The sequence below is a fragment of the Altererythrobacter sp. Z27 genome (assembly GCF_052683155.1).
This window is the reverse complement of record NZ_JBQYMC010000001.1, coordinates 887650-909974: the sequence shown is the minus strand read 5'-3', so window position 1 is coordinate 909974 and position 22325 is coordinate 887650. Positions and strand designations below refer to the sequence as shown.

The 22325-nt window shown below is 62.5% G+C and carries 17 protein-coding genes; 10 read left to right on the top strand and 7 right to left on the bottom strand.

The annotated features are described in order from the left end of the window. Positions 1-148 precede the first annotated feature (148 nt). Positions 149-1105: a DUF808 domain-containing protein gene (locus ACUJ47_RS04460; protein ID WP_445537240.1), complete on the top strand. Its 957-nt coding sequence runs from the start codon at positions 149-151 to the stop codon at positions 1103-1105. A gap of 1 nt (position 1106) precedes the next feature. Beyond that, positions 1107-1769, top strand: a complete 663-nt coding sequence (locus ACUJ47_RS04455; RefSeq protein WP_445537239.1) for a glutathione S-transferase family protein — start codon at positions 1107-1109, stop codon at positions 1767-1769. Here the strand turns inward: ACUJ47_RS04455 and ACUJ47_RS04450 are convergent, their stop codons facing one another. Further along, on the bottom strand, positions 1770-3197 hold the full coding sequence (locus tag ACUJ47_RS04450) for a glutamate ligase domain-containing protein (protein WP_445537238.1): 1428 nt from the start codon (positions 3195-3197) through the stop codon (positions 1770-1772). 52 nt (positions 3198-3249) lie between these two features. Between ACUJ47_RS04450 and ACUJ47_RS04445 the strand changes: the two genes are divergently transcribed. The 5 genes from ACUJ47_RS04445 to ACUJ47_RS04425 all read left to right on the top strand — a co-directional run bounded on the left by ACUJ47_RS04445 (position 3250) and on the right by ACUJ47_RS04425 (position 8360). Beyond that, positions 3250-4080: an LD-carboxypeptidase gene (locus ACUJ47_RS04445; RefSeq protein ID WP_445537237.1), complete on the top strand. Its 831-nt coding sequence runs from the start codon at positions 3250-3252 to the stop codon at positions 4078-4080. A 127-nt stretch (positions 4081-4207) separates the two neighbouring features. Then, positions 4208-5146, top strand: a complete 939-nt coding sequence (fabD, locus tag ACUJ47_RS04440; protein ID WP_445537236.1) for an ACP S-malonyltransferase — start codon at positions 4208-4210, stop codon at positions 5144-5146. Further along, positions 5146-5904 carry a 3-oxoacyl-[acyl-carrier-protein] reductase gene (fabG, locus tag ACUJ47_RS04435; protein WP_445537235.1) on the top strand — a complete coding sequence of 253 codons (759 nt, stop codon included), beginning with the start codon at positions 5146-5148 and terminating at the stop codon, positions 5902-5904. Before fabD ends, fabG begins: the two co-directional genes overlap by 1 nt. Before the next feature lie 173 nt (positions 5905-6077). Next, on the top strand, positions 6078-7205 hold the full coding sequence (dnaN, locus tag ACUJ47_RS04430) for a DNA polymerase III subunit beta (RefSeq protein WP_445537234.1): 1128 nt from the start codon (positions 6078-6080) through the stop codon (positions 7203-7205). A gap of 69 nt (positions 7206-7274) precedes the next feature. After that, on the top strand, positions 7275-8360 hold the full coding sequence (locus ACUJ47_RS04425; RefSeq protein WP_445537233.1) for a DUF2855 family protein: 1086 nt from the start codon (positions 7275-7277) through the stop codon (positions 8358-8360). On the opposite strand, the gene ACUJ47_RS04420 is transcribed toward ACUJ47_RS04425, so the two are convergent. Together ACUJ47_RS04420 and ACUJ47_RS04415 are read right to left on the bottom strand one after the other, a co-directional pair. Then, positions 8357-9367: a zinc-dependent alcohol dehydrogenase family protein gene (locus tag ACUJ47_RS04420; protein WP_445537232.1), complete on the bottom strand. Its 1011-nt coding sequence runs from the start codon at positions 9365-9367 to the stop codon at positions 8357-8359. The genes ACUJ47_RS04425 and ACUJ47_RS04420 overlap by 4 nt on opposite strands. Continuing rightward, the gene (locus tag ACUJ47_RS04415) at positions 9364-11115 is read right to left on the bottom strand and encodes an N-acyl-D-amino-acid deacylase family protein (RefSeq protein WP_445537231.1); all 1752 of its coding nucleotides are present in this window, start codon (positions 11113-11115) and stop codon (positions 9364-9366) included. The genes ACUJ47_RS04420 and ACUJ47_RS04415 overlap by 4 nt, the downstream gene beginning before the upstream one ends. A gap of 68 nt (positions 11116-11183) precedes the next feature. Between ACUJ47_RS04415 and ACUJ47_RS04410 the strand changes: the two genes are divergently transcribed. Next, positions 11184-12074: an alpha/beta fold hydrolase gene (locus ACUJ47_RS04410; RefSeq protein ID WP_445537230.1), complete on the top strand. Its 891-nt coding sequence runs from the start codon at positions 11184-11186 to the stop codon at positions 12072-12074. On the opposite strand, the gene ACUJ47_RS04405 is transcribed toward ACUJ47_RS04410, so the two are convergent. Genes ACUJ47_RS04405 through ACUJ47_RS04390 form a run of 4 tightly spaced genes read right to left on the bottom strand, consistent with a single transcriptional unit; the run spans position 12071 to position 17516 of the window. After that, positions 12071-13531 (bottom strand): MFS transporter, encoded by a 1461-nt coding sequence (locus ACUJ47_RS04405; RefSeq protein WP_445537229.1) that lies wholly within the window; start codon positions 13529-13531, stop codon positions 12071-12073. The two genes, ACUJ47_RS04410 and ACUJ47_RS04405, sit on opposite strands and share 4 nt — an antisense overlap. Before the next feature lie 12 nt (positions 13532-13543). Beyond that, on the bottom strand, positions 13544-14860 hold the full coding sequence (locus ACUJ47_RS04400) for an FAD-dependent oxidoreductase (protein ID WP_445537228.1): 1317 nt from the start codon (positions 14858-14860) through the stop codon (positions 13544-13546). 36 nt (positions 14861-14896) lie between these two features. Then, positions 14897-15781 (bottom strand): alpha/beta fold hydrolase, encoded by an 885-nt coding sequence (locus ACUJ47_RS04395; RefSeq protein ID WP_445537227.1) that lies wholly within the window; start codon positions 15779-15781, stop codon positions 14897-14899. A gap of 40 nt (positions 15782-15821) precedes the next feature. Next, entirely contained in the window at positions 15822-17516 is a 1695-nt protein-coding gene (locus tag ACUJ47_RS04390) for a PHA/PHB synthase family protein (protein WP_445537226.1), read from the bottom strand. Positions 17517-17764: 248 nt separating this feature from the next. Here ACUJ47_RS04390 and ACUJ47_RS04385 point away from each other — a divergent pair, with 248 nt between their 5' ends. Continuing rightward, the gene (locus tag ACUJ47_RS04385; protein ID WP_445537225.1) at positions 17765-19963 is read left to right on the top strand and encodes a putative bifunctional diguanylate cyclase/phosphodiesterase; all 2199 of its coding nucleotides are present in this window, start codon (positions 17765-17767) and stop codon (positions 19961-19963) included. A 206-nt stretch (positions 19964-20169) separates the two neighbouring features. Continuing rightward, positions 20170-22287 (top strand): EAL domain-containing protein, encoded by a 2118-nt coding sequence (locus ACUJ47_RS04380; protein ID WP_445537224.1) that lies wholly within the window; start codon positions 20170-20172, stop codon positions 22285-22287. The last annotated feature ends 38 nt before the right edge of the window (positions 22288-22325 follow it).

The window sequence follows — 22325 nt, the reverse complement described above, 5'->3', positions numbered from 1 at the left end:
GCTTTCTTCGTACCCCAATTGCAGGTGTTCCGGCGCAAGGGATGCGCGCACATAGCGGGATTGGCGCATAATGCAAGGCCAATGCGGGGCTTGCGTGGCGCTGCGGGCAAGGGCAGTGCTGGGCTAAGAACAGCAATGGAGATGCGCGGTGCCCGGCGGATTGATGGCCCTGCTTGACGATGTGTCGGTAATCGCGCGCGCCGCAGCCGCATCGATCGACGATGTGAGCGTGGCAGCCGGCAAGGCCGGCACCAAGGCGGCGGGTGTCGTGATCGACGATGCCGCGGTTACTCCGGGCTATGTCACCGGTCTCAGCCCCGCGCGCGAACTGCCGATCATCTGGAACATCACCAAGGGCAGCCTCAGGAACAAGCTGCTGATCCTGCTGCCGGGTGCGCTGTTGCTCAGCTGGCTGCTGCCGCAGGCGATCATCTTCCTGCTGATGCTGGGGGGTTGCTATTTGAGCTATGAAGGCGCGGAGAAGGTGCTGGAGAAGTTTGGCGAGCCCAAGCACGGGCAGACGCTGCAGGATCCGATCGAAGATCTGGCCGAGTTCGAGAAAGACCGGATCAACGGCGCGATCCGCACCGACATGATCCTTTCCGCGGAGATCATGGCGATCTCGCTGAACGAGATTGCGACGATTTCGGACAGTTTCTGGGTCCGTGCCGCTGCGCTCGCGGCGGTGGGCATCGCGATTACTTTCGCGGTCTATGGCGCGGTCGCGCTGATCGTGAAGATGGACGATGTCGGGCTGCACCTTGCCGAACGCAATAACGGGCTGGCGAAGCGCGTCGGGCGCATGCTGCTCCACGCCATGCCGCGCCTGCTGGTCGCGCTTTCGGCGATTGGCACTGTGGCGATGCTGTGGGTCGGCGGCGGGATCATCCTGCACGGGCTTGAGGAGATCGGCCTCCACGCTCCGGCCGAATGGGCGCACGGCGTGCAGCATGCGGTAGAGCAGGCGACAGGCGCTTTGTCCGGCGTGCTGGGCTGGGCGAGCTATGCGGGCATTTCCGCCCTGTTCGGCCTGGTATTGGGCGGGGTGATCGTGTTCGTGCTGCACCATGTGCTGAAGCTCGGCGCGCATGCGGAGGCACATTGAGATGAGCGCACGCCCGATCCTTTACACCTGCGCTCGTTCGCGCGGCTTGCGCGTCACCTGGGCGGCGGAGGAAGCCGGGGTCGATATCGATCTCAAGATATTGCCGTTCCCGCCGCGCTACCTCGCGCCCGAATATCTCGAGCTGAACCCGCTTGGCACTGTGCCCATGCTGGTCGATGGCCCAGAAGACGGTGGCGCGCGGATGACCGAAAGCTGCGCCATCGCGCATTACCTTGCGTCGAAGAACGGGCCGAGCGAGTTGGTAATTGCACCGGGAGAGCCGGACTATGCGGCCTATTGCGACTTCACCTACCACGCCGATGCCACGATCACTTTCCCGCAGACGGTTTATATGCGCTTCGCCCTGTTCGAGAAGGAACGCGGGCTGGAGGAAGCCGGGCATGCCTATGCCAAGTGGTTCTGGAAGCGGCTGGTCAAGCTGGAGCAAAGGCTGGAGGATCGCGAGTTCCTCTGCGCAGATCGCTTTACCGTCGCGGATATCTGCTGCGGCTTTGCGCTGATATTGGCGGAGAGCGTGGGGCTGGACGAGGGCGTGCCCGATAGCCTCAAGGCCTATCGCGCGCGGCTGACCGGGCGCGAAGCGTACAAGCGAGCCGTGGCGCGTGAGGATGCAGGCTTCAAGGCGCTGAAGGCGGAAGGCTAGTTAGGCAAGCCTGTCCAGGATGGACTTCGCAAAACCCGTCAGAGTGTCATCGCGCGCGCCCATCACCACGATCCTGTCGCCCGGCTGAGCCAGTTCAACGATCCGGTCGCCGCAATCCTCGCGCGAAGGGATGTATTCCGCCTTGCCGCCAGCCTCGGCGATCATGGCGATGATCCGTTCGGTCCCTTCGCTGCGGTCGACCGTGCCGCCGAAATAGACCGGATCGCACATGATTGTAATGTCGTCTGCGCCCAGTTCGCAGGCAAAGGTTGCCGCCAGTTCATGGCCCATTTGCCTCAGCGGCCCGTAACCATGCGGCTGGAAGAAAGCGATCACCCGGTCGGGTGATGCCTTGAGAGTGCGCAGCGTCGCGGCGCATTTTTCCGGATTATGGCCGAAATCGTCGATCACACTGATGCCGCCCGGCGAAGTCCCGACGATGTCGAAACGTCGCGCAAGCCCCGCAAAGCTCGCCAGCGCCTCCACGGCGACGCTCACCGGCACACCAGCACAAGCCGCGCCCGCAATCGCCGCGAGCGCGTTCGAAAGATTGTGCCTGCCCGGCATGCCCAGCACCAGCGCGTGCTCGCTGCCATCGTGCCGGTCGATCACCGTGGCGGCCTGCCGAACCGGCCCGTTGGCAATGCTTCCCGGAACGATCCCGATCTGCGCCTTTGGCTGCTCGATCCCGAAGGTCACGACTTCTTTTGCGTTGGGGAGCAGGGCCAGGGCCTCTGCATCGTCGGCATTGATCGCGGCAAGCCGGCTGCGCCCAAGGTAGTCGGCGAACAGCTGGCGCAATTCGTCCATGCTCTTGTGATCGAGGCTGACATTCAGCAGCACGCCCACCGCCGGGCGATAAAGCGCGATCGAGCCGTCGCTTTCATCCACTTCGCTGACGAAGATGCTGCGCGAACCGACCACGGCGCTGGCGATCGGGCGATCCGGCGTGACGAAGTTCTTCATCACCGCGCCGTTCATGATTGTGGGCTCGCGGCCCGCATATTGCATGATCCAGCCCAGCATGCCGGTAACGGTCGATTTGCCGCTGGTTCCGGCGATGGCGATTCCCGCGCCGCTGGTGTTGAACAGGATCGAATTCAGCTCTGCGCGGGTGAGCTTTAGGCAACCGAGCTCCTTCGCACGAACCATCTCGGGCACGGTCTCTTCGACTGCAGCGGAAGCGACGAGGATCTGGTCCTTCGAGGTGATCCCGCTGCCGTCCTGCGGGAACAGGGTAAAGCCCTGCGCTTTAAGCGCGGCGAACTTCTCCGGCGTGCGGCCCTGGTCGTTCGAGCGGTCCGACCCGCTGACGCTTGCGCCGCGCCCGGCCAGGATCTGCGCAAGCGGCAGCATGCCCGATCCGCCGATGCCGCAAAAGAAGAACGGACGGACCAGCAATTCGTCATAGGTGGGGAATTCGCTCATGCGCGCTCGGTATTGAGTTGTGCGTTGGAGCACAAGGCGGCTAATTGGGGCCATGACACGTATTGCCGTCTGCGCCCCCGCCACCCCGATCACGCGCGAGCAGGCCGATGCCGCGCAACAGCTCGTGGCTGACGAGTTCCCCGAACACAGCATCACCTTCCACGATCAGTGCTTCATGAATGCGGGGCACTTCGCCGGGACCGATATTCAGCGGCTGGAAGCGCTTGTGGAACTTGCCAACGATCCCGCCTTCGACGCCATTTGGTTCGCCAAGGGCGGCTATGGCTCGAACCGGATCGCCGAAGCTGCGGTCGCGCGCATGAACCATGTTGCGCGGTCGAAAACCTATGTCGGCTATTCCGACATCGGATACCTGCTCGCCGCACTTTACCGCAATGGCATCGGCCAGCCGGTGCATGGTTCGATGCCGGTCAGCGCACGCTCCGAGCGCGGGCGCGAGGCATTGCGCCGTGTGTTGCGCTGGTTTTCGGGCGATGGCAGCGGGCTCGAGCCCAGCCTCGATGGCAAGACGCCCGCCGTGGCGTTCAACCTCATCACGCTGGCGATGATTGCGAACACGCCGCTCATGCCAGACCTTTCCGGCCATATCGTGATGGTGGAGGAAGTCAGCGAGCACATCTATTCGGTCGACCGGCTGTTCTTCCACCTCGCCAATGTGCTGCCGCGCGTCGCGGGCCTGCGACTCGGCAGTGTCACCGATGTGCCCGAGAACGACCGTGAATTCGGCCAGTCGGTGGAGGATATCGCGAAGTTCTGGTGCGCGCGCGCCGGCATTCCTTACCTCGGCCGGGCCGAGATCGGCCACACGCCAGAGAACAGGATTGTTCCCTTCGGCCTTGCGAGTCCGTCGACCGCTGGCTAACCGCGAGTCATAATTTTCGGGACAATTCCACCCGCTCCCTCCACCCTTCCGCCCGGATGATATCCCGGCAGGCACCGGTCGGAAGGGTGGAGGGCGCGGGTGGCAAGGCAAACTAATGGGAAACAATATGCGGGCATTCATCTTTCCGGGGCAAGGTAGCCAGAAAGTCGGCATGGGGGCCGAATTGACCGATGCCAGCGCCGCCGCGCGCGCGGTGTTCCAGGAAGTCGACGATGCACTGTCGCAGAAGCTTTCGGCGATCATGCGCGATGGGCCTGAAGACCAGCTGACCCTGACCGAGAACGCCCAGCCTGCGATCATGGCCAATGCCATCGCCACTTTGCGCGTTCTGGAAGAGGATTTCGGCGTTTCGCTCGCGGCAAAGGGCACATGCGTCGCGGGGCATTCGCTGGGCGAATATTCGGCGCTTTGCGCGGTCGGCGCTTTCTCGCTGGCCGACACCGCACGCCTGCTGAAGCTGCGCGGACAGGCGATGCAGGCGGCGGTGCCGGTGGGCGAGGGTGCCATGGCGGCGCTGCTCGGTGCCGATATCGACAAGGCGAGCGCGCTGGCTGCGGCAGCGGCGCAAGGCGAAGTCTGCGAAGTCGCCAATGACAATGACCCGTCACAGGTGGTGATCTCGGGCCAGAGGAGCGCGATCGAGCGCGCCGTCGAACTGGTGAAGGATCATGGCATCAAGCGCGGCGTGCTGCTGCCTGTGTCGGCCCCGTTCCATTGCTCGCTGATGCAGCCCGCGGCCGATCGCATGGCCGAAGCGCTGGCAGCAACGCCACCGGGGCAATTTGCCCTGCCGGTCTATGCCAATGTCACCGCCGCACGTGTGACCGATCCGGCCGAGGAGCAGCGCCTGCTGGTCGAACAGGTCACCGGGCGGGTGCGCTGGCGCGAAAGCGTGCTGGCGATGTTCGGCGATGGCATCGAACATTTCGTAGAGCTGGGTGGCAAGGTGCTGTGCCCGATGGTGGGGCGCATCGCGCCCGAAGCGAGCACGACCAGCCTAGTGACCATGGAAGATATCGAGAATTTCGCGAAGGAGATCGGCTGATGTTCTCACTCAAGGGGATGAATGCGCTGGTCACCGGCGCGAGTGGCGGGATCGGCTCGGCGATCAGCAAGGCATTGGCGGCCCAAGGGGCGCGGCTCGCGATTTCGGGCTCGAATAGCGCCAAGCTGCGGGCGTTCCGCGAGGAGCTGAACGACAGTTTCGCGCATGACAATGGCGCGCATGTCGAGATCACTTGCGATCTTTCCAACACCACTCAGGTCGAGGAACTGATCCCCGCCACGGTCGATACGCTGGGCGGCATCGACATCCTCATCAACAATGCCGGCATCACGCGCGACAATCTTGCGATGCGCATGAAGGACGAAGAGTGGGACGATGTGATCCGCATCAACCTCGAATCGACCTTCCGCCTGATGCGCGCGGCGGCTCGCCCGATGATGAAGAACCGTTTCGGCCGGATTATCTCGATCACCAGCGTGGTGGGCGCGACCGGCAATCCGGGCCAGATGAACTATGCCGCCGCCAAGGCGGGCATCGTCGGCATGACCAAGAGCTTCGCACAGGAAGTGGCGAGCCGCGGAATCACCGCCAATTGCGTGGCGCCGGGCTTCATTCGCACCGCAATGACCGACCAATTGCCCGATGCGCAGAAGGACGCGCTCAACGCGCGCATCCCGATGGGCCGCATGGGCGAAGGCGAAGATATCGGCGCCGCTGTTGCATTCCTTGCTAGCCGCGAAGCCAGCTACATCACCGGTGCGACGCTGCATGTGAACGGCGGCATGGCGATGCTCTGACCCGCTGGGGCAAGCTGCATGGCGAAAATTGCTGCGTTTTCCCCAAGGAATCGGGGAAGGGACGGGCCCGAACTTGCCGCTCCTGCCGCTTGCGCTAAGGTCTAAAGCCACATTCCGGCGCTGTGGGGCGATTCCGGCCCCGAGCGCGCACCAAAGGGGATTGAGAAGGACCTATGAAGGCCACAATCGAACGCGCGACGCTGCTGCGCTGCCTGTCACACGTTCAGTCGGTGGTGGAGCGGCGCAACACCATTCCGATCCTCTCCAACGTGCTGATCGAAGCCAGCGACGGCGGCATGCTGCGGGTCATGGCGACCGACCTCGACCTTCAGGTGGTCGAGAACATGGCGGCCGCATCGGTTGAGCAGCCGGGCGCCATCACAGTGTCGGCGCACCTGCTGTTCGACATTGCCCGCAAGCTTCCCGAAGGCAGCCAGGTCAGCCTCGAGACCGCAGACAATCGCATGGACGTGAAGGCCGGGCGCAGCCGCTTCAAGCTGCCGACCTTGCCGCGTGACGATTTCCCGGTGATCGTGGAAGGCGACCTGCCGACCAGCTTCGAATTGCCTGCCAAGCAGTTCGCCGAACTGATCGACCGCACGCGCTTTGCGATTTCGACCGAGGAAACTCGTTACTATCTCAACGGCATCTTCCTGCATGTGACCGATGACGACACGCCGGTGCTGAAGGCTGCCGCGACCGACGGGCACCGCCTTGCGCGCTTCACCCTGCCGCGCCCCGATGGCGCAGAGGGCATGCCTGACGTAATCGTGCCCCGCAAGGCCGTGGCCGAACTGCGCAAGCTGCTGGAAGAATCGATGGATGGGAACGTCCAGGTCGACCTTTCGGCCAGCAAGATCCGCTTCACGCTGGGCGGCGAAGGCGGCGTGGTGCTCACCAGCAAGCTGATCGACGGGACCTTCCCCGATTACAGCCGTGTGATCCCGACCGCCAATGACAAGCTGCTCAAACTCGATCCCAAGAGCTTCTATGAAGGCGTGGACCGCGTGGCGACGATCGCCACTGAGAAGACCCGCGCGGTGAAGATGAGCCTGGAAGCGGACAAGGTGACGCTTTCGGTCACTTCGCCCGACAATGGTACGGCAGCCGAAGAGCTGGCGGCGGATTACAATTCGGGCGACCTCGAGATCGGCTTCAACGCCAATTACCTCAAGGACATCCTCAGCCAGATCGACAGCGACACGGTGGAATTGCACCTTGCCGATGCCGGTGCGCCGACGCTGATCCGCAAGGACGAGAAGAGCCCGGCGCTCTATGTGCTGATGCCGATGCGGGTCTGAACCATCCGGCCTGGCCGGATGGCATTGCCGTGATTGCAGTGCTAGGCAGCTTTCAAGGGAGAGCCGCCGATGACCGTTCAGCAAGTTCATGTCCGCCGCGATGATTTGAGCAAGGCCGAAATGGCCTCGATCGAGCCGGGGCCGCTCGCCGATGGCGCAGTGCGGCTCGCGGTCGAGAGTTTCTCCGTCACTTCGAACAACATCACCTATGCGGTGGTGGGCGAGATGGTGGGATATTGGAACTTCTTCCCGGCCCCCTCAGGCCTCGGCATTGTGCCGATGTGGGGGCATGCGCGGGTTGTCGAGAGCAATTGCCCCGACATCGCGATGGGTGAGCGCGTCTATGGCTATCTGCCGATGGGGACTCAGCTCGATGTGATCCCCGGCAAAATCTCGGCCGGCGGCTTCACCGACATGACCGATTATCGCCAGCCGATGAGCCCGATCTATAACCAGTATGCGCGGCTTGCGGCCGATCCCGAGCATGATCCGGCGCATGAAGCCGAGCGGATGATTTTCGGCCCGCTGTTCAAGACCGGCTTCCTGATCGAGTATTTCATGCGCGGGCAGGACTGGTTCGGCGCTTCGCAAGTGATTCTCACCAGCGCCTCGTCGAAGACCGCGATGGGGCTTGCCAGCGTTGCCAGGCAGAGTTCGCCGGGGATCAAGCGCATCGGGCTGACCTCGGCAGGCAATGTCGACTTCGTGAAGGGCACCGGGCTCTATGACGAAGTCGTGGCCTATGGCGATCTTGGCTCGATCGCAAAGGCGCCCAGCGTCTCGGTCGATTTCGCGGGCAATGCGGGATTGCTCCGGCAAATCCACGAATATCTTGGCGACAGCCTCAAATACTCCTGCCTCGTCGGCGTGACCCATATCGACGAGCGCGGCGGCGGGATCGGCTCGCAGACCGATCTGCCGGGGCCGCCCCCGACGCTGTTCTTCGCGCCGGATCACGCGGTGGCGCTGTTCAAGGAACTGGGGCCGCAAGAGGCGGGCAAACGCATGGCCGCGGCCTGGCACGGCTTCCTTTCAAGCGTTGCAGGGTCGGTCGCGGTCGAACGGCACCGGGGGCTTGAAGCGGCACGCCGGACCTATCTCGAGATGGTTGGGGGCCAGGTCGATCCCGCCAAGGGGATCGTGATCGAACCCTAGATATCGACGCAGATCTTGCCGAAATGCTTGTTCGCCGCCTGGTGGCGGAAAGCATCGGCAAGGCGCTCAAGCGGGAAGTGATCAGAAATCACCGGCCTGATTCCGTTGGCTTCGATGCCCGCGATCATGTCCAGCTGCTGTGCCCGGCTTCCCACGGTCAGCCCCTGCACGCGCAGGTTCTTGGCCATGAGCAGGGCGGTCTGCACCGGACCGGCGAAGCCCGCCAGCACGCCGATCAATGCGACATGGCCACCCACCCGGGTTGCCACCATCGACTGGTCGAGCGTGCCCGCTCCGCCGATTTCGACAACGCAGTCGACGCCCTTGCCACCGGTCAGTTCCAGCGCCTTGACGCCCCAGGCCTGGATTTCCTTGTAATTGATCAGGTGATCCGCCCCGAGGTCCTTCAGCCTTTCGAGCTTCTCGCCGGACGAGCTGGTTGCGATCACCGTCGCCCCGGCCGCCTTGGCGAATTGCAGGGCGAAGATCGAAACGCCGCCGCTGCCTTGCACCAGCACGGTGTCGCCGGGCTTGATCGCATTGTCGACGAACAGCGCGCGCCACGCGGTTAGCCCCGCGCAAGTGAGCGTAGAGGCCTCCGCATGGCTGTAACCCTTGGGAACACGGGTGAACCAGTGGGTGGGGGTGGTAACCGCTTGCCGCGCATATCCGTCAATCCCGTCGCCGGGAACGCGGGTAAAGGCGGTCTGTGGCGGCGCTCCATCCAGCCAGTCGGGGAAAAAGGTGCTGACGACCGCGTCGCCGACCTTGTACTCGGTCACTCCCGCGCCAACCGCCACGACTTCGCCGGCACCGTCGGACATCGGGATGCGCCCCAGCGCCGCCGGAATCATCCCGACCACCACGGCATAGTCGTGATAGTTGAGCGAGCTGGCCTTGAGCGCGACCTTGATCTCGCCTGGGCCGGGTTCTGCCGCATCGCCCAGCTCGACCAGTTCAAGCGCTTCAAGCGTCGAGGGCGTCGCGCCCGTGCGGATTGCCTTCATTCGGCGGCCTCGGCCAGTTCTGCGCGCTGCGGCCCGCGGATCAGCCCGCCGGGCGCTTCGCCGGTCCACTGGCCTTCGCGGAAAGTGACCTTGCCGTTCTTGATCGTAGCGACATAGCCTTCCGCTTTCTGCAGCAGGCGCTTGCCGCCCGCAGGCAGGTCGAACGCGAGCCAGGGCTTGCCGAGCTTGAGCCGATCCATGTCGATCACGTTGAGATCGGCGAGATAGCCCGGTGCGATCACGCCGCGATCGTCGAGGCCATAGAGCCGCGCGGTATCGCTGCACTGGCGCTTGATCGCATTCTCAAGGGTGATCGTCCCGCGCTTGCGGTCGCGCACCCAGTGCTGGAGCATGAAGGTGGGCGAAGCCGCGTCGCAGATCGTGCCGCAATGCGCCCCGCCGTCGCTCAGCGAATTGACCGTGTCGTCCGACTGCTGGAGCGTTTCGAGGAAGTCCAGATTGCCGTCGGCATAGTTGAGGATCGGCAGGTAGATAAAGCCCTTGCCATCGTCGCGGCAAAGCAGGTCATAGGCGTATTCGTCGCCCGAAACGCCCGCTGCTGTCGCGCGCGCGGCGATGCTTTCGTCCGCAGTCGGTTCGTAGTTGAAATCCGGATCCATTTCGAACTGCATCGGCCAGCCGCCGCAGACGACCATGATCAGCCCGATAATGTCCTGGTTGACCTCGGAGAAATCATTCTCTTCCGAGAGCAGTTGCGCCTTGAATGCCGGATCGAGCAGCTTTGCCTTCTGCTCTTCCCAAGGCAGGTCGGCGATGGCCTTATAGCTCGGGCGCAGGCGGAACGGATGGACCGTTCCCTGCCATGCCATCACGATGCCGTTTCCGCGCAGCGCGATTTGCGCGACGATGTTCGCGCCATTGTCATTCTCGGCCCGCATGCATTCGATCTGCTCGTCGAGCGGCATTTCCTTGGCGATCGACTGGAGCGCGGCGAAAGTCACCGGCAGGCCGGTTTCGCGGCTCATCTTGCCCATCCAACCGAACTCGTCCCATTCGCGGCGCATGTCGCTAGCCATTTCGAACACGCCATAGCCAACGCGGCCCATGGCGCGGCCGATTTCGACCAGCTCTTCGGCAGTGGCAGTGGTGCCGGGCACCACTTCGCCGTCGATATCGCGGTGGAGGACAGTGCGGCTGGTCGAGAAACCGAGCGCGCCGGCACGCACGCCGTCCTCGACGATTTCGGCCATCTTGGCGATGTCATCCTCCGTCGGGATTGCGCCGGGGCGCTCGCGATCACCCAGCACATAGGCGCGCACCGCGCCATGCGGGACATGGGTGCCGACATCGACCGTGCGCGGCAATTCGTCGAGCGCATCAAGATATTCCGGGAAGGTTTCCCAGTTCCACTTCAGCCCTTCGGCGAGCGCGGTGCCGGGAATATCCTCGACGCCTTCCATCAGCCCGATCAGCCATTCATGCTTGTCCGGGGCGGCAGGGGCGAAGCCGACGCCGCAATTGCCCATGATGACGGTGGTCACGCCGTGCCAGCTCGAAGGGGCCATTTCCTGGTCCCACGTGGCCTGGCCATCGTAATGGGTGTGGACGTCGACGAAGCCGGGGGTCACGATCATGCCCGTGGCATCGATTTCCTCAGCCGCATCGCCGCGCACTTCGCCAACTTGCGCGATCAGGCCGTCCTTCACTGCAATGTCACCGACGAAGCGCTCCGCGCCGCTGCCGTCGACGATAGTGCCGCCGCGAATGATCAGATCGAATGCCGACATCTCGTTCTCTCCCATTTCCAATTGCAACTTACATAGCACAGCTGCGCGCAGCTTGCTAAGCTGGCAAGATGGACAGGCAGGCAAGCTGGCAACCCGCGCCGGATAGCGGGATCTCGATCAAATGGATCGAAGCGAACGGGCTCACTTTCGAAGTCGCCGAAGCGGGGCAGGGCGAACGGCTGGCGCTGTGCCTCCACGGCTTTCCCGAACTGCATTACAGCTGGCGCCACCAGATGCCGATGCTCGCGCAGCTGGGCTATCGGGTGTGGGCGCCCAATATGCGCGGATATGGCGGCACCAGCCGACCAAAGCGCAAGAAGGACTATCGGCTCGACAATTTGACTGCCGATGTGGCTGCCCTGATCGATGTCAGCGGCGCGAAGGAAGTGATCTTGCTGGCGCACGACTGGGGTGCGCTGGTGGCGTGGCAATTCGCCATCCAGCAGGTCCGCCCGCTGACGCGGCTCGTGATCATGAATGTCCCGCACCCGCTATGCGGGCGGCGCGAGCTCAGGCATTGGCGCCAGTTGAAGAAGAGCTGGTACATGTTCTTCTTCCAGCTTCCGCGCTTGCCCGAACGGATGCTGGGGCGAGATGACGCTCAACCGATCAGCCGCATTTTCCGCGAATCGGCGGTCAACAAGCACCGCTTCACGCGCGAAGAGGCGGAACCCTATCGCGCTGCGGCTGCGCAGCCCGGCGCGTTGACGGCCATGGTCAATTACTATCGCGCGCTGTTCCAGACGCGCGACGGGCTGAGGCTGGGTGACGGCATTGTCCATGTGCCCACGCTGGTGATCTGGGGCGAGCAGGACCTAGCGATCGATATCCATGTGCTCGACGGGATGGAGCAATATGTCCCCGATCTTACCGTCCGCCGCTTCCCCAATGCCTCGCATTGGGTGCAGCAGGACATTCCCGACGAAGTGAACGCGGCGCTGGAGGAGTGGCTGGCCTAGCTCCGCGCAGGCATCCGGACGAAGAACAGCGCAGTAAGGCCGATCGCGAACAGGATTGCGATCGATCCCATGCCAATCCGCTGGTCGTTGAACCACAGGGTGAAATACTCGACCAGCAGCGGCCCCATCCACACGGTGATCGTGCCGGCGATGGCATACAGCCCGAAGAACTCGCCGCTGCGGCCTTCGGGCGCCAGCGTCACCAGCATCGTGCGGCTCGAGGAGATGCTGGCCGTGGCGGCGATCGCGACCACGCTGATCAGGCCGAGGAATGTCAGGTCGGACAAGGTCTTGAAGACCAGCCCGTCCCAGACCTGCCGGTTCTCGACCAGGCCGAAGAACAGCGAGTCCCGCGTGATCGAAAGCTGGCTCACTTGCGCCATCACCATGGCCACGATCTCGACGATCAAGGCCCGTTTCACGCCGATCCGCACGTCGAGCCAGCCACCCAGCAAGCCTCCGCCGAATGCGCAGGCCGAAGCGAAGATCGCGTAGCACAGCATTTCAAGGAAACCCCAGCCGAGGAACAGCGCGACATAGACCGCGCCAAGCGCGAGCAGGGCGGCCATCGCGTCGGCATAGAACATGCGCGCGACGAGGAACTTCATCAGCTCGCGATAATGGGAAGCTTCACGGAAAGTGCGGATCACGCTGCGTGCGCCTTCGACGAAGGCTTCGCGCCAGCCCGCTCCCTTCTGGCCGGGATCCTGCGCATTGAGGAAGAACGGGATCGAGAAGCAGGCGAGCCAGACCGCGCAGATCGGCCCGGCGATCCGCATGTGCTCGAACGAAGCTATGTCGATTCCGAATTGCGGCTCTGCGAAGGGCCATCCGATCATGCTGGGGAGCACGAAGAACATTACCAGACACACGAAGATCAGCGTCGCGGCGAGGTTGCCAAGGCCAAGCCCGAGCCCCGATATCATCGAGAGGCTCCTCGGTGCGCCCGCGACCGACAGCATCGCGTTATGGGTCACTTCGGAATAGGTGTAGCTGACATAGGCGATCACCAGCAGCGCCATGATCGCCGGGACCGGCAGCCCCTGTCCGCCCGGCATCGCAAACCACAGCAGGGCCGAGCACAAAGTGATCGAGCCCAATGTAATGGCAAGGATCGGCTTGAGGCGGCCACCACGATCGAGCGCGGCACCGAGGAAGGGCGCGGTGAGCGCGGCGATCATTCCTGCCCATTTGGTTACGGAGGCTATCGTCGCCTGCCCCTGGGCGTTGGCGGTTGCTCGCGCTGCCTCCGGCGACATTCCATCGAGCGAGCCGCTTGCCAGCAAGTCCGCCCCGATGATGTCGCGCGCGAAATAGGGCGCGAAGATGTAGATGACGATCAGGATGTAATAGGGGTTGCGGGCCCATTCGAACACGGCCCATGCGAAGCCCGTGCGCCCCATCGGGCCACCAGTGCCCATCACCAGCCGGCGCGGAGCCGCAGCGGAACTTGCCATCTCGGCTCCCTCTCAGCCTTTCGCGCGAATCATCGCTTCGATGTCGACGAATTTCTCGCGCGGGGAGCCGGATCGGGCAGCTGCCTCTTCCGCTTCCTCGATCTTCTTCCAGTCGCGGAATGTGACGATGTCGAGCCCGCGTTCCTGCGCCAGCGCATCGAAGCCTTCGCGGCCTGCCTTGCCCTTCCGGCCCAGGGCGCCGCTCTCCATGTCTTCCTCGATGCGGTCGACGACGCTGTAGCCGTCGGGCCGGTTGGTGCCGATCGTGCCCGAGGGGCCGCGCCGTGCCCAGCCGACGCAATAGAGGCCGGGCAGGATGCGACCTTCATCATTGGCAAAGCGGCCCGCGCGCTCATCGAATGGCACGTCGGGGATGGGGGAGGATCGATAGCCGATGCAACTCACCACGAGGTCCGCCGGGATGCGATAGGTTTCGCCGGTGCCGACAGCGCGGCCATGCGTGACTTCGGTGCGCTCAATCTCGATCGACTGGACCTTGCCGTCGCCATGCAGCGCCTTCGGGCTGGCGAACATGTCGAAATTGATTTCGATCGGCTTTTCGGCGTGCAAGTCTTCCGGGATCGCCGCGAAACTGCGCAGATGGCTGACCGACTTGCGCAGGCCCGGTTCGAGCAGCAGGTCTTCCGCTTCGTCGGGCAGATCGTCGCGGTCGACCCGCGGCGAAGCCCTCTGGAGCATGGCGAGCTCGCCCAGTTCCTTGGGCGTCATCATGATCTGGTGCGGCCCGCGCCGCCCCACGATGGTGATGGTCTGGAATTTGGCCGCCTTGAGCATGTCGAGCGCATGTTCAACGATATCGGAACCTTCGAATTCGGTTTCAGTCTTGGCCAGGATGCGCGCCACATCGAGCGCGACATTGCCCATGCCGATGACGACGGCATGGCGGCCAGACAGATCGGGATCGAGCTCGGCGAAATGGGGGTGTCCATTGTACCAGCCGACGAATTCGGCGCTGCCATAGACATTGGCGAGATCCTCGCCCGGAATGTCGAGCTTGCGATCGTGCGGCGCACCGGTAGCCAGCACGATGGCATCGTAAAGCTGGCGCAATTCGTCGATGCTCACGTCGCGGCCGACCGCGACATTGCCGACGAAACGCACGTTTTCGCTCAGCGCGACCTGCTCATAGCGGCGAGTTACGCCCTTGATCGACTGGTGATCGGGAGCGACGCCGAAGCGGATCAGCCCATAGGGCACCGGCAACATATCGAACACATCGACCCGCACATCCTCGCCCCAGCGCTTTTGCGCAGCTTCGGCGGTGTAATAGCCTGCAGGACCCGAACCGATGACCGCGATGTGCCGCATGGATTGATCGCCTCCCTTTTGCGGCCCGCCTGCCGGTCAGGCCGCTTTTGCCTCGTCTTCGCTGTCTGGTTCGTCCAGGAAGCGCTGCATCGCCGCGACGCACTCGTCGCTATGGCTCAGCAGGAACAAGTGCCCGCCTCCGCGCAGCACCAGCAATTCGCTGTCCGGGATCAGCTTGTCGAGCAGCCAGCCATTGGTCAGCGGCACGATATGATCGTCATCGCCCATCATGATCAGCGTCTTCTTGCGCATGAACGGCAATACCGGCGCACTGGTCCAGCCCAGCATGGCGAGCAACTGGTAGAAATAGCCGCGCGGCGAGGGCGGTTTCAGCCGATGGATATGCTCCATCTTGTTGAGCGCCTTGCCCAGCGCGCCGCCGTAGAGCGTCTGGAAATGCTCTTCCATGAAGGCCGCATCGATGTAGCGGCGCGGATCGGCCATCTTGCTGAGCGAGGAGATATTGCCCGGGATCATCACCATGCCCGCGCTGGTCGCAGCCAGGATCAAGCGGCGAGTGCGCCCCGGATGCTGGATCGCGAAGTGCTGCGCCATTGCGCCGCCCCAACTGACACCCATCACGTCGACCTGGTCGATCCCCAGCCGGTCGAGCAGCTGGGTCGAAGTCCAGCACATGGTCCATGTGTTGTAGGGCACGACCGGTTCGGGCGAACCGCCGATGCCGGGCATGTCGAACATGATGAAGCCGCGATCGGGCAGGGCTTCGGCGAGCGGCGCGACAGCTTCGATATTCGCCCCGATCCCGTTGAAGAACAGGATTGGCAAATGTTTGCTCGGCTTGTCGAGCCGCCAGGTTGCGACGCGCAGGGTGCGCCCGCCGACGGTTTCCATCGTGATGCGCGCATCGCGCATCGCTTCGTCGAGGGCTTCGTCCAGCACCTCTTCGCGAGTATCGGTCAAACGCGTCGTCCTGTCCTGCGGCCTCGTTAACCGAGGTTACCTATCTTTCTTCCACTACGTAGAGACCGGGTGCCGGGTCCAGAGGCTTGTAGTCCGCATTCCCCAGTTCCGTTGGTGCCGGCTTTTGCTTGCCAGAGCGCTTCTGCACCCATTCCATCCAGTATGGCCACCAGCTGCCTTTCACTTCCTCGGTACCTTCGAGCCACTGGTCGGCGGTTTCAGGCAGCTTGCCCTTCTTCTTTTGCACGAAATACTTGGCCTTCGGATTGCCCGGAGGGTTGAGGATCGCCTGCATGTGGCCAGACTGCGACAGGACATAGGTTATGTCCTTCGATCCGAACAATTGCGTCGAACGATAGGTCGCTTTCCACGGCGTGATATGGTCGGTCACCCCGCCCAGGATGAAGAGGTCGGAAGTGACCTTGCTCAGATCGATCTTGTGGCCAGCCATTTCGACTTCGCCCTGCTTTGTGAAGGCGAGGGTTTCGAACAAGGTCAGGAAGTCGCCCATCAGGCTGGCAGAGAGGTTGGTCGCATCGGCGTTCCAGAACAGCACGTCGAAAGCCGGCGGGTCTGCGCCGAGCAGGTAATTGTTGATCACATAGTTCCAGACCAGATCGTTGGGCCTGAGCCATGCGAAGGCGCGCGACAGGTCGTCCGCCTTGATCACGCCCTTCTTCTCCGCGCGCCTGCGGGCGAGCTTCATCCCGTTTTCCGAAACCAGCGAGCCGGCCTCGATGTCGAGCTGCTTGGGATGAAGCACGCAGACCATCAGCGTGAGCGTACCCATCAGGTCGCTCTTTTCCGCTGCCAGTTTCGAGGCCATCACGCTGGCGGTCTGACCGCCTGAACAGCCGGCCGAGACGTTGACCTTCTTCGAACCGGTGATCTCGCTGACAGCCTCCATCGCTTCGAGGCAGGAACGGATGTAATCGTCCATGCCCCAGACGCCCTGTTCCTTCGACGGGTTGCGCCACGAGATCACGAAGGTCTGGATGCCGTTGTCGAGCTGGTACTTCACCACCGACTTCTCGGGAGAGAGGTCGTTGATGTACATCTTGTTGATCTGCGGCGGGATCGTGAGCTGTGGGACCTCGTAAACCTCGTCGGTCGTCGGCGCGTAATGGATCAGTTCCATCATCTCGGTGCGCAGCACCACCGAACCCTTGGACGTCGCGACATTCTCACCCAGTTTGAAGGGGCGCTTGTCGACCTGGCTGACCATGCCCTTGTTCTGGGTCAGGTCCTTGTAGGCATTCTGCAAACCCTTGATCAGCGATAGCCCCCCGCTGTCGATCAGGCGTTTCTGCGCGGTGGGGTTGCCGACCAGCGTGTTGGTGGGGGCAAGGCTGTCGATGATGATGTTCGAGATGAAATTGGCGCGGTCACGCTCAAGGTCGTCCAGCTCGAGGTCCTGCAGCCAGTTGTGCATGCCTTTCTGGACCGCGAGGTAATATTGCGCGCCGGCACGGAAGAACGGGTTGTACTGCCATGCCGGGTCCATGAAGCGCTTGTCTTTGGGGTCGGGCGCGAGGTCGGACTTGCCCGTCATGATCTTGACCATGTCCTCGCCCATTGCCTGCGCATGTTTCATCAAGCGCTTCGGGTCCGACGCGCTTTCGCGCAGCAACAATGCGACGGCACCCACGAAGTCTTCGCGTGCGACCCCGATCAACGGGCCCAAAGCGGAAGTGGATTGCGCGGCTTCGTTTTCGAGCTTGCTGCTCTTTGACATCGATGTCCCTCTTCCCGGTTTCGACTGTGTCGCTTTGGCGCAAAGATGACGCTCTGCCGCGCGCTTGGCAAGACGACTGTTTGCGGCTCTCAATGTAGCCGGTGAGCCGGTGCTGCAGCGACCATGTGGCACCGCGGCGTGGTTATCGGTTCGGCAACCTTTTTCTCATAGAGCGTCATCCACCGAGATGGGGCGCGCAATAAAAACGAACTTACGGGAACGCTGCGATGAAGGGATTGCTCGCGAGAATGACGCCGCCCGGGAAGGCGACGAAGAAGTCGAGTTCCGGCTCTGAGCCGCTTGCCCCGATTTCGGAGAAGGACCTCGCGCGCCGGGTCGAACTGCTCGACAGCTTCGAGCAGGCAGGCTTGGGTTGGTTCTGGGCCAGCGATGCGCATGGCCGCCTGATCTACCTATCAGCTAGCGCGATACAGCAGCTTGGCTTCGATCGAGACAAATTGATCGGGACGCAATTGGGAGACCTGTTCACGGCGGATACCGATGCCGGTTCGGATCGGGTGGAACGGCCGCTCGCTTTCCTGCTTGGTGCCCGCAACTCGATCAGCGCACTTCCGGTACAGATTGCGCATCCCGAAAAGGAATTCTGGTGGGAGATTGCCGGAAAGCCGCAGTTCGATGCGAAAGGCGAATTCATCGGCTACCGTGGCAGTGGCAAGGACATAACCAAAGTTCGCGAGAGCCAGCGCGATGCCGCGCGGATGGCGCAATATGACCCCCTAACGGGGCTTGCCAACCGGCACCGCATGCAAAGGCGTCTTGATAAGACTCTGATCGCATATCGAAATTCGAAACGCTCCTGCGCGTTGATGATGCTCGATCTCGACCGCTTCAAGCACGTCAATGACACGCTAGGGCACCCGGCAGGCGATGATCTGCTCAAGCAAGTCGCGGGTCGGTTGCAGCGCCTCGTGGGCGACAATGCCGAAATCGGGCGGCTCGGCGGGGATGAATTCCAGATCATCCTGCCGGACATGGACGATCGGGGCGAATTGGGCGAACTGGCCCAACGTATCATCCAGATGGTATCTCAGCCTTATTCGCTCAATGGATCGCGCGCGATTATCGGGACATCGGTCGGCATCGCGGTCGCGCCCTATGATGGGATCGACAGCGAAGAACTGGTCAAGGCGGCAGACCTCGCGCTCTACGCGGCCAAAGGCGGCGGCAGGGCACAATACCGCTTCTTTTCCAGCGATTTGCAGGACGGGGCCAAGCTGCGTCGCCAGATAGAGGAGGATCTGCGCGATGCGATCCTTAATGGCGAACTCCGCATGGAATACCAGCCGATCGTCGACGCCAAGACGCACAAGGTCGTGTGCCTTGAAGCGCTCGTTCGATGGCCACATCCGGAGCGCGGGTCAATTGCCCCGAGCGTATTTATTCCGGTGGCGGAGGATTGCGGCTTGATAAAGGAACTCGGGGAGTGGGTGCTCCACGAGTCATGCCGCCAGGCGGCCGAATGGCCGGCAGAATTGCGCGTAGCGATCAATGTTTCCGCAGTACAGTTTGCAAGGGCAGACTTTCCGGACACTGTAAAAACTGTGCTGAGCCAAACAGGAATCGCACCGCACCGTGTTGAGTTGGAGATCACCGAGAGCGTCTTCATGGGCGACTACGGGCAAGTGCAGAAGCTGTTCAAGCGCTTGAAGGCACTCGGTATACGCCTCGCGCTTGACGACTTTGGTACCGGCTATAGCTCATTGAGTTATCTGCGAAATTCTCCATTTGACAAGATCAAGATCGACCAGAGCTTTGTGCGTGGTTCTCCCGAAAAGGGGAACAACAACTCGGCGATCATCGCTGCGATCGTCAGCCTCGCCGAAGCGCTTGAAATGGAAACGGTTGCCGAGGGTATCGAGACCAAGGACGAACTCGAACTGGTCAAGCTGCGCTGTGCCACGCATCTTCAGGGCCGCATCTTCTCGCTATCCGTCTCGCAATCCGACTTGCTTGAACGATTGGAGGCGGGGGATCTCACATACGAGCCGCTCGGGCCGGAGAAATATCGCTCCGAACGGCGTACAGAGTTCCGCCGAATTGGCCTGATCCATGACGATCACCGGTACTATGTGGTGCTGCGTAACCTGTCGAAGACCGGCGCTCTGATTGATGGGTTGCTGCATGTTCCTTTGGGCACCCAAGTGGTTCTCGACCTTGGCAGCGGGCAGTTGGCAGTCGCAACCGTGAAGCGATCCGAGGGCTACAGCCAGGGGCTCGAATTCGAAACTCCGCTGATCAGCAATGGTGACGATGGCCTGTGCACCCGGCACAGGGTTTCCCCCTACCAGATCGAGGCAGCCGGCAAGCCACTGGCGGCACTCCCGCAGGATGCATACGCCGCCATGGGTGGGGGTGCTTCGACCGGGGCAAAATCGAAGGCATTTGTCGAGGCCGATATAACCTATCGCGACACTGCGGCTGCCTGATTGGAACCGGCCTCAGGTTAGGCCGGGTTATTAGGACAAAAATAACCAACCCGTTTTACACCGTGGAAGGTAGCTTCGAGCTGAAGCCGAAGCATAACAAGGAGAGTGCCTCAGTGCCCCTCAAGGGTATCTTGTCGGGTCGGAAAGCGGGCGGCGGGCTTCTCGCCGGCATCGCTCGCCGCCAATTGTCAAACGGCGCCAGCAGCATGACTGACGCCGACAAGCTGGCGATGCTCGACGAACTCGAACAGTCGGGTCTGGGCTGGTTCTGGTCGACCGACGCCGAAGGCAATCTCACCTATCTCAGCAGCGCAATCGGTGAACGGACCGGAATGCCGATCGAAGAGCTGGTCGGCCAGCCATTGTCGACCGCCTTTGCCTCGAAGGAAGGCGAGGGGCGGTCCCAGTCGCTTTCGCTGCGCCTGGGCGCGCGCAAGTCGTTCTCGGGATTTGCCGTGACACCGGCGCGCGGCCAGCGTGACGTGGTAATTCGCCTGTCGGGCCGCCCTGCCTTTTCGGAAGAGGGTGCATTCCTCGGTTTCCGCGGCACCGGGACCGACATCACCGAAGAATACCACCGCGAAGAAGAAACCATGCGGCTGGCGAAATTCGATTCGCTCACCGGCCTGTCGAACCGCCATCGCATGGCGCATTCGATCGAGACAACGCTGACTGCGTTCCGCGCGGCGAAGCGCAACTGCGCTATCCTCATGCTCGACCTCGACCGGTTCAAACAGGTCAATGACACGCTGGGCCATGCAGCTGGCGACGAACTGCTCAAGCAGGTTTCTGGTCGCTTGACCCGCGCGGTCGAACGCGATTGTGAAATCGGTCGCCTGGGCGGGGACGAGTTCCAGATCATGCTGCCTGACGTGGACGACCGCGGCGAGCTTGGCGAGATCGCTTCGAAGATCATCGCTATGCTGACGCAGCCCTATTCGCTCGACGAAGGTCGCTGCGTGATCGGCGCTTCGGTCGGGATCGCCATTGCGCCGCATGACGGCGTGACGCGCGAGGAAGTAGTTCGCTCGGCCGATTTGGCGCTTTATGCCGCGAAGAACGGTGGCCGGGGACAGTTCCGTTTCTACTCGGGCGATCTCGCGAATGAGGCGATCTTCCGCCGTCGGCTTGAAGGCGACCTTCAGGAGGCCGTGCGCGAAGACCAGCTGTTCCTGACCTACCAGCCAGTGGTCTCGACGAAGAGCCAGAAAGTTGTCGCGCTCGAAGCGCAGGTTTGCTGGGATCATCCCCAACGCGGCGAGATCGACAATGACGAGTTCCAGTCGATCGTCGAAAACTCTGCGCTGGTTGTTGAGGTCGGCGAATGGGCCGTCCGGCAAGCCTGCCTCGAAGCAAGCCAGTGGCCGGACAGCTTGCGTGTCACTGTGAATGTGCCAACGCGGCAGTTCACATCCCAAGGGTTTCTCGCCAGCGTCAGCAAGGCTCTCGAGCAGTCTGACCTCGATCCGTCGCGGCTAGAACTCGAAGTCAAGGAAACCGTGTTTCTCGGCGACAACAATGCGGTCGACAAGCTCCTTGGCTCGCTCTTCAAGCTGGGCGTGCGGCTTACGCTGGATGAATTTGGAACCGGATATTCATCGCTTGGCTATTTGCGCCGAGCCCCGTTCGATTCGATCAAGATTGGGTCGAATTTCTGCCCGGCGAACCTCGATAGCCAGAGCCGCGAGCTTGACCTGATCAAGGCGGTGGTCGCGCTGGCCCAGGCACTCGAAATGGCCACGGTTGCAGGCGGAATTGAAACCGTTGCCCAACACAAGGCGCTGAAGGAAGCGGGGGTGGGCTGCGTGCAAGGGCCGGTCTACTCCGAAGCGGTGTCGCGCGAAGAAGTGCAAGATCAGCTGTCGACCGGGAACTGGGCGATCGAACCGAGCGGCAATCGCACGTCTCGCGCCAAACGTCGCACAGTGCTGCGCAAGATCCATGTGATCCATGATGACCACTCTTACGAAGTGACCCTGCGCAATCTCTCGAAGACCGGCGCTTTGATCCAGGGGCTGGACGACGTTCCGCTTGGCACACAGTTCGTGGTCGATCTAGGCGGCGGGCAACTTGCAGTTGCGACCGTTATCCGGGCGGCGGGCGATACGCAGGGCCTCGAGTTCGAATACCCGCTGGTGGATGATGGGGCAGGCGGGCTTTGTACGCGCCACCGCGTCTCTCCCTATGAACTGGCATCTGCAGGTGCTCCACTAACGGCGCTGGCGCCCGGCAATTACAATTCGATGCAGGGCGTGATGCTTGGCGGCGAGGGGAGCGTGCCCAAATTCAGCTACGCACCGGTGGGGATGTACGAGGCGTCGTAATTCGAAATTCGGGTGGATTTACCCCAATCTCGCATTGT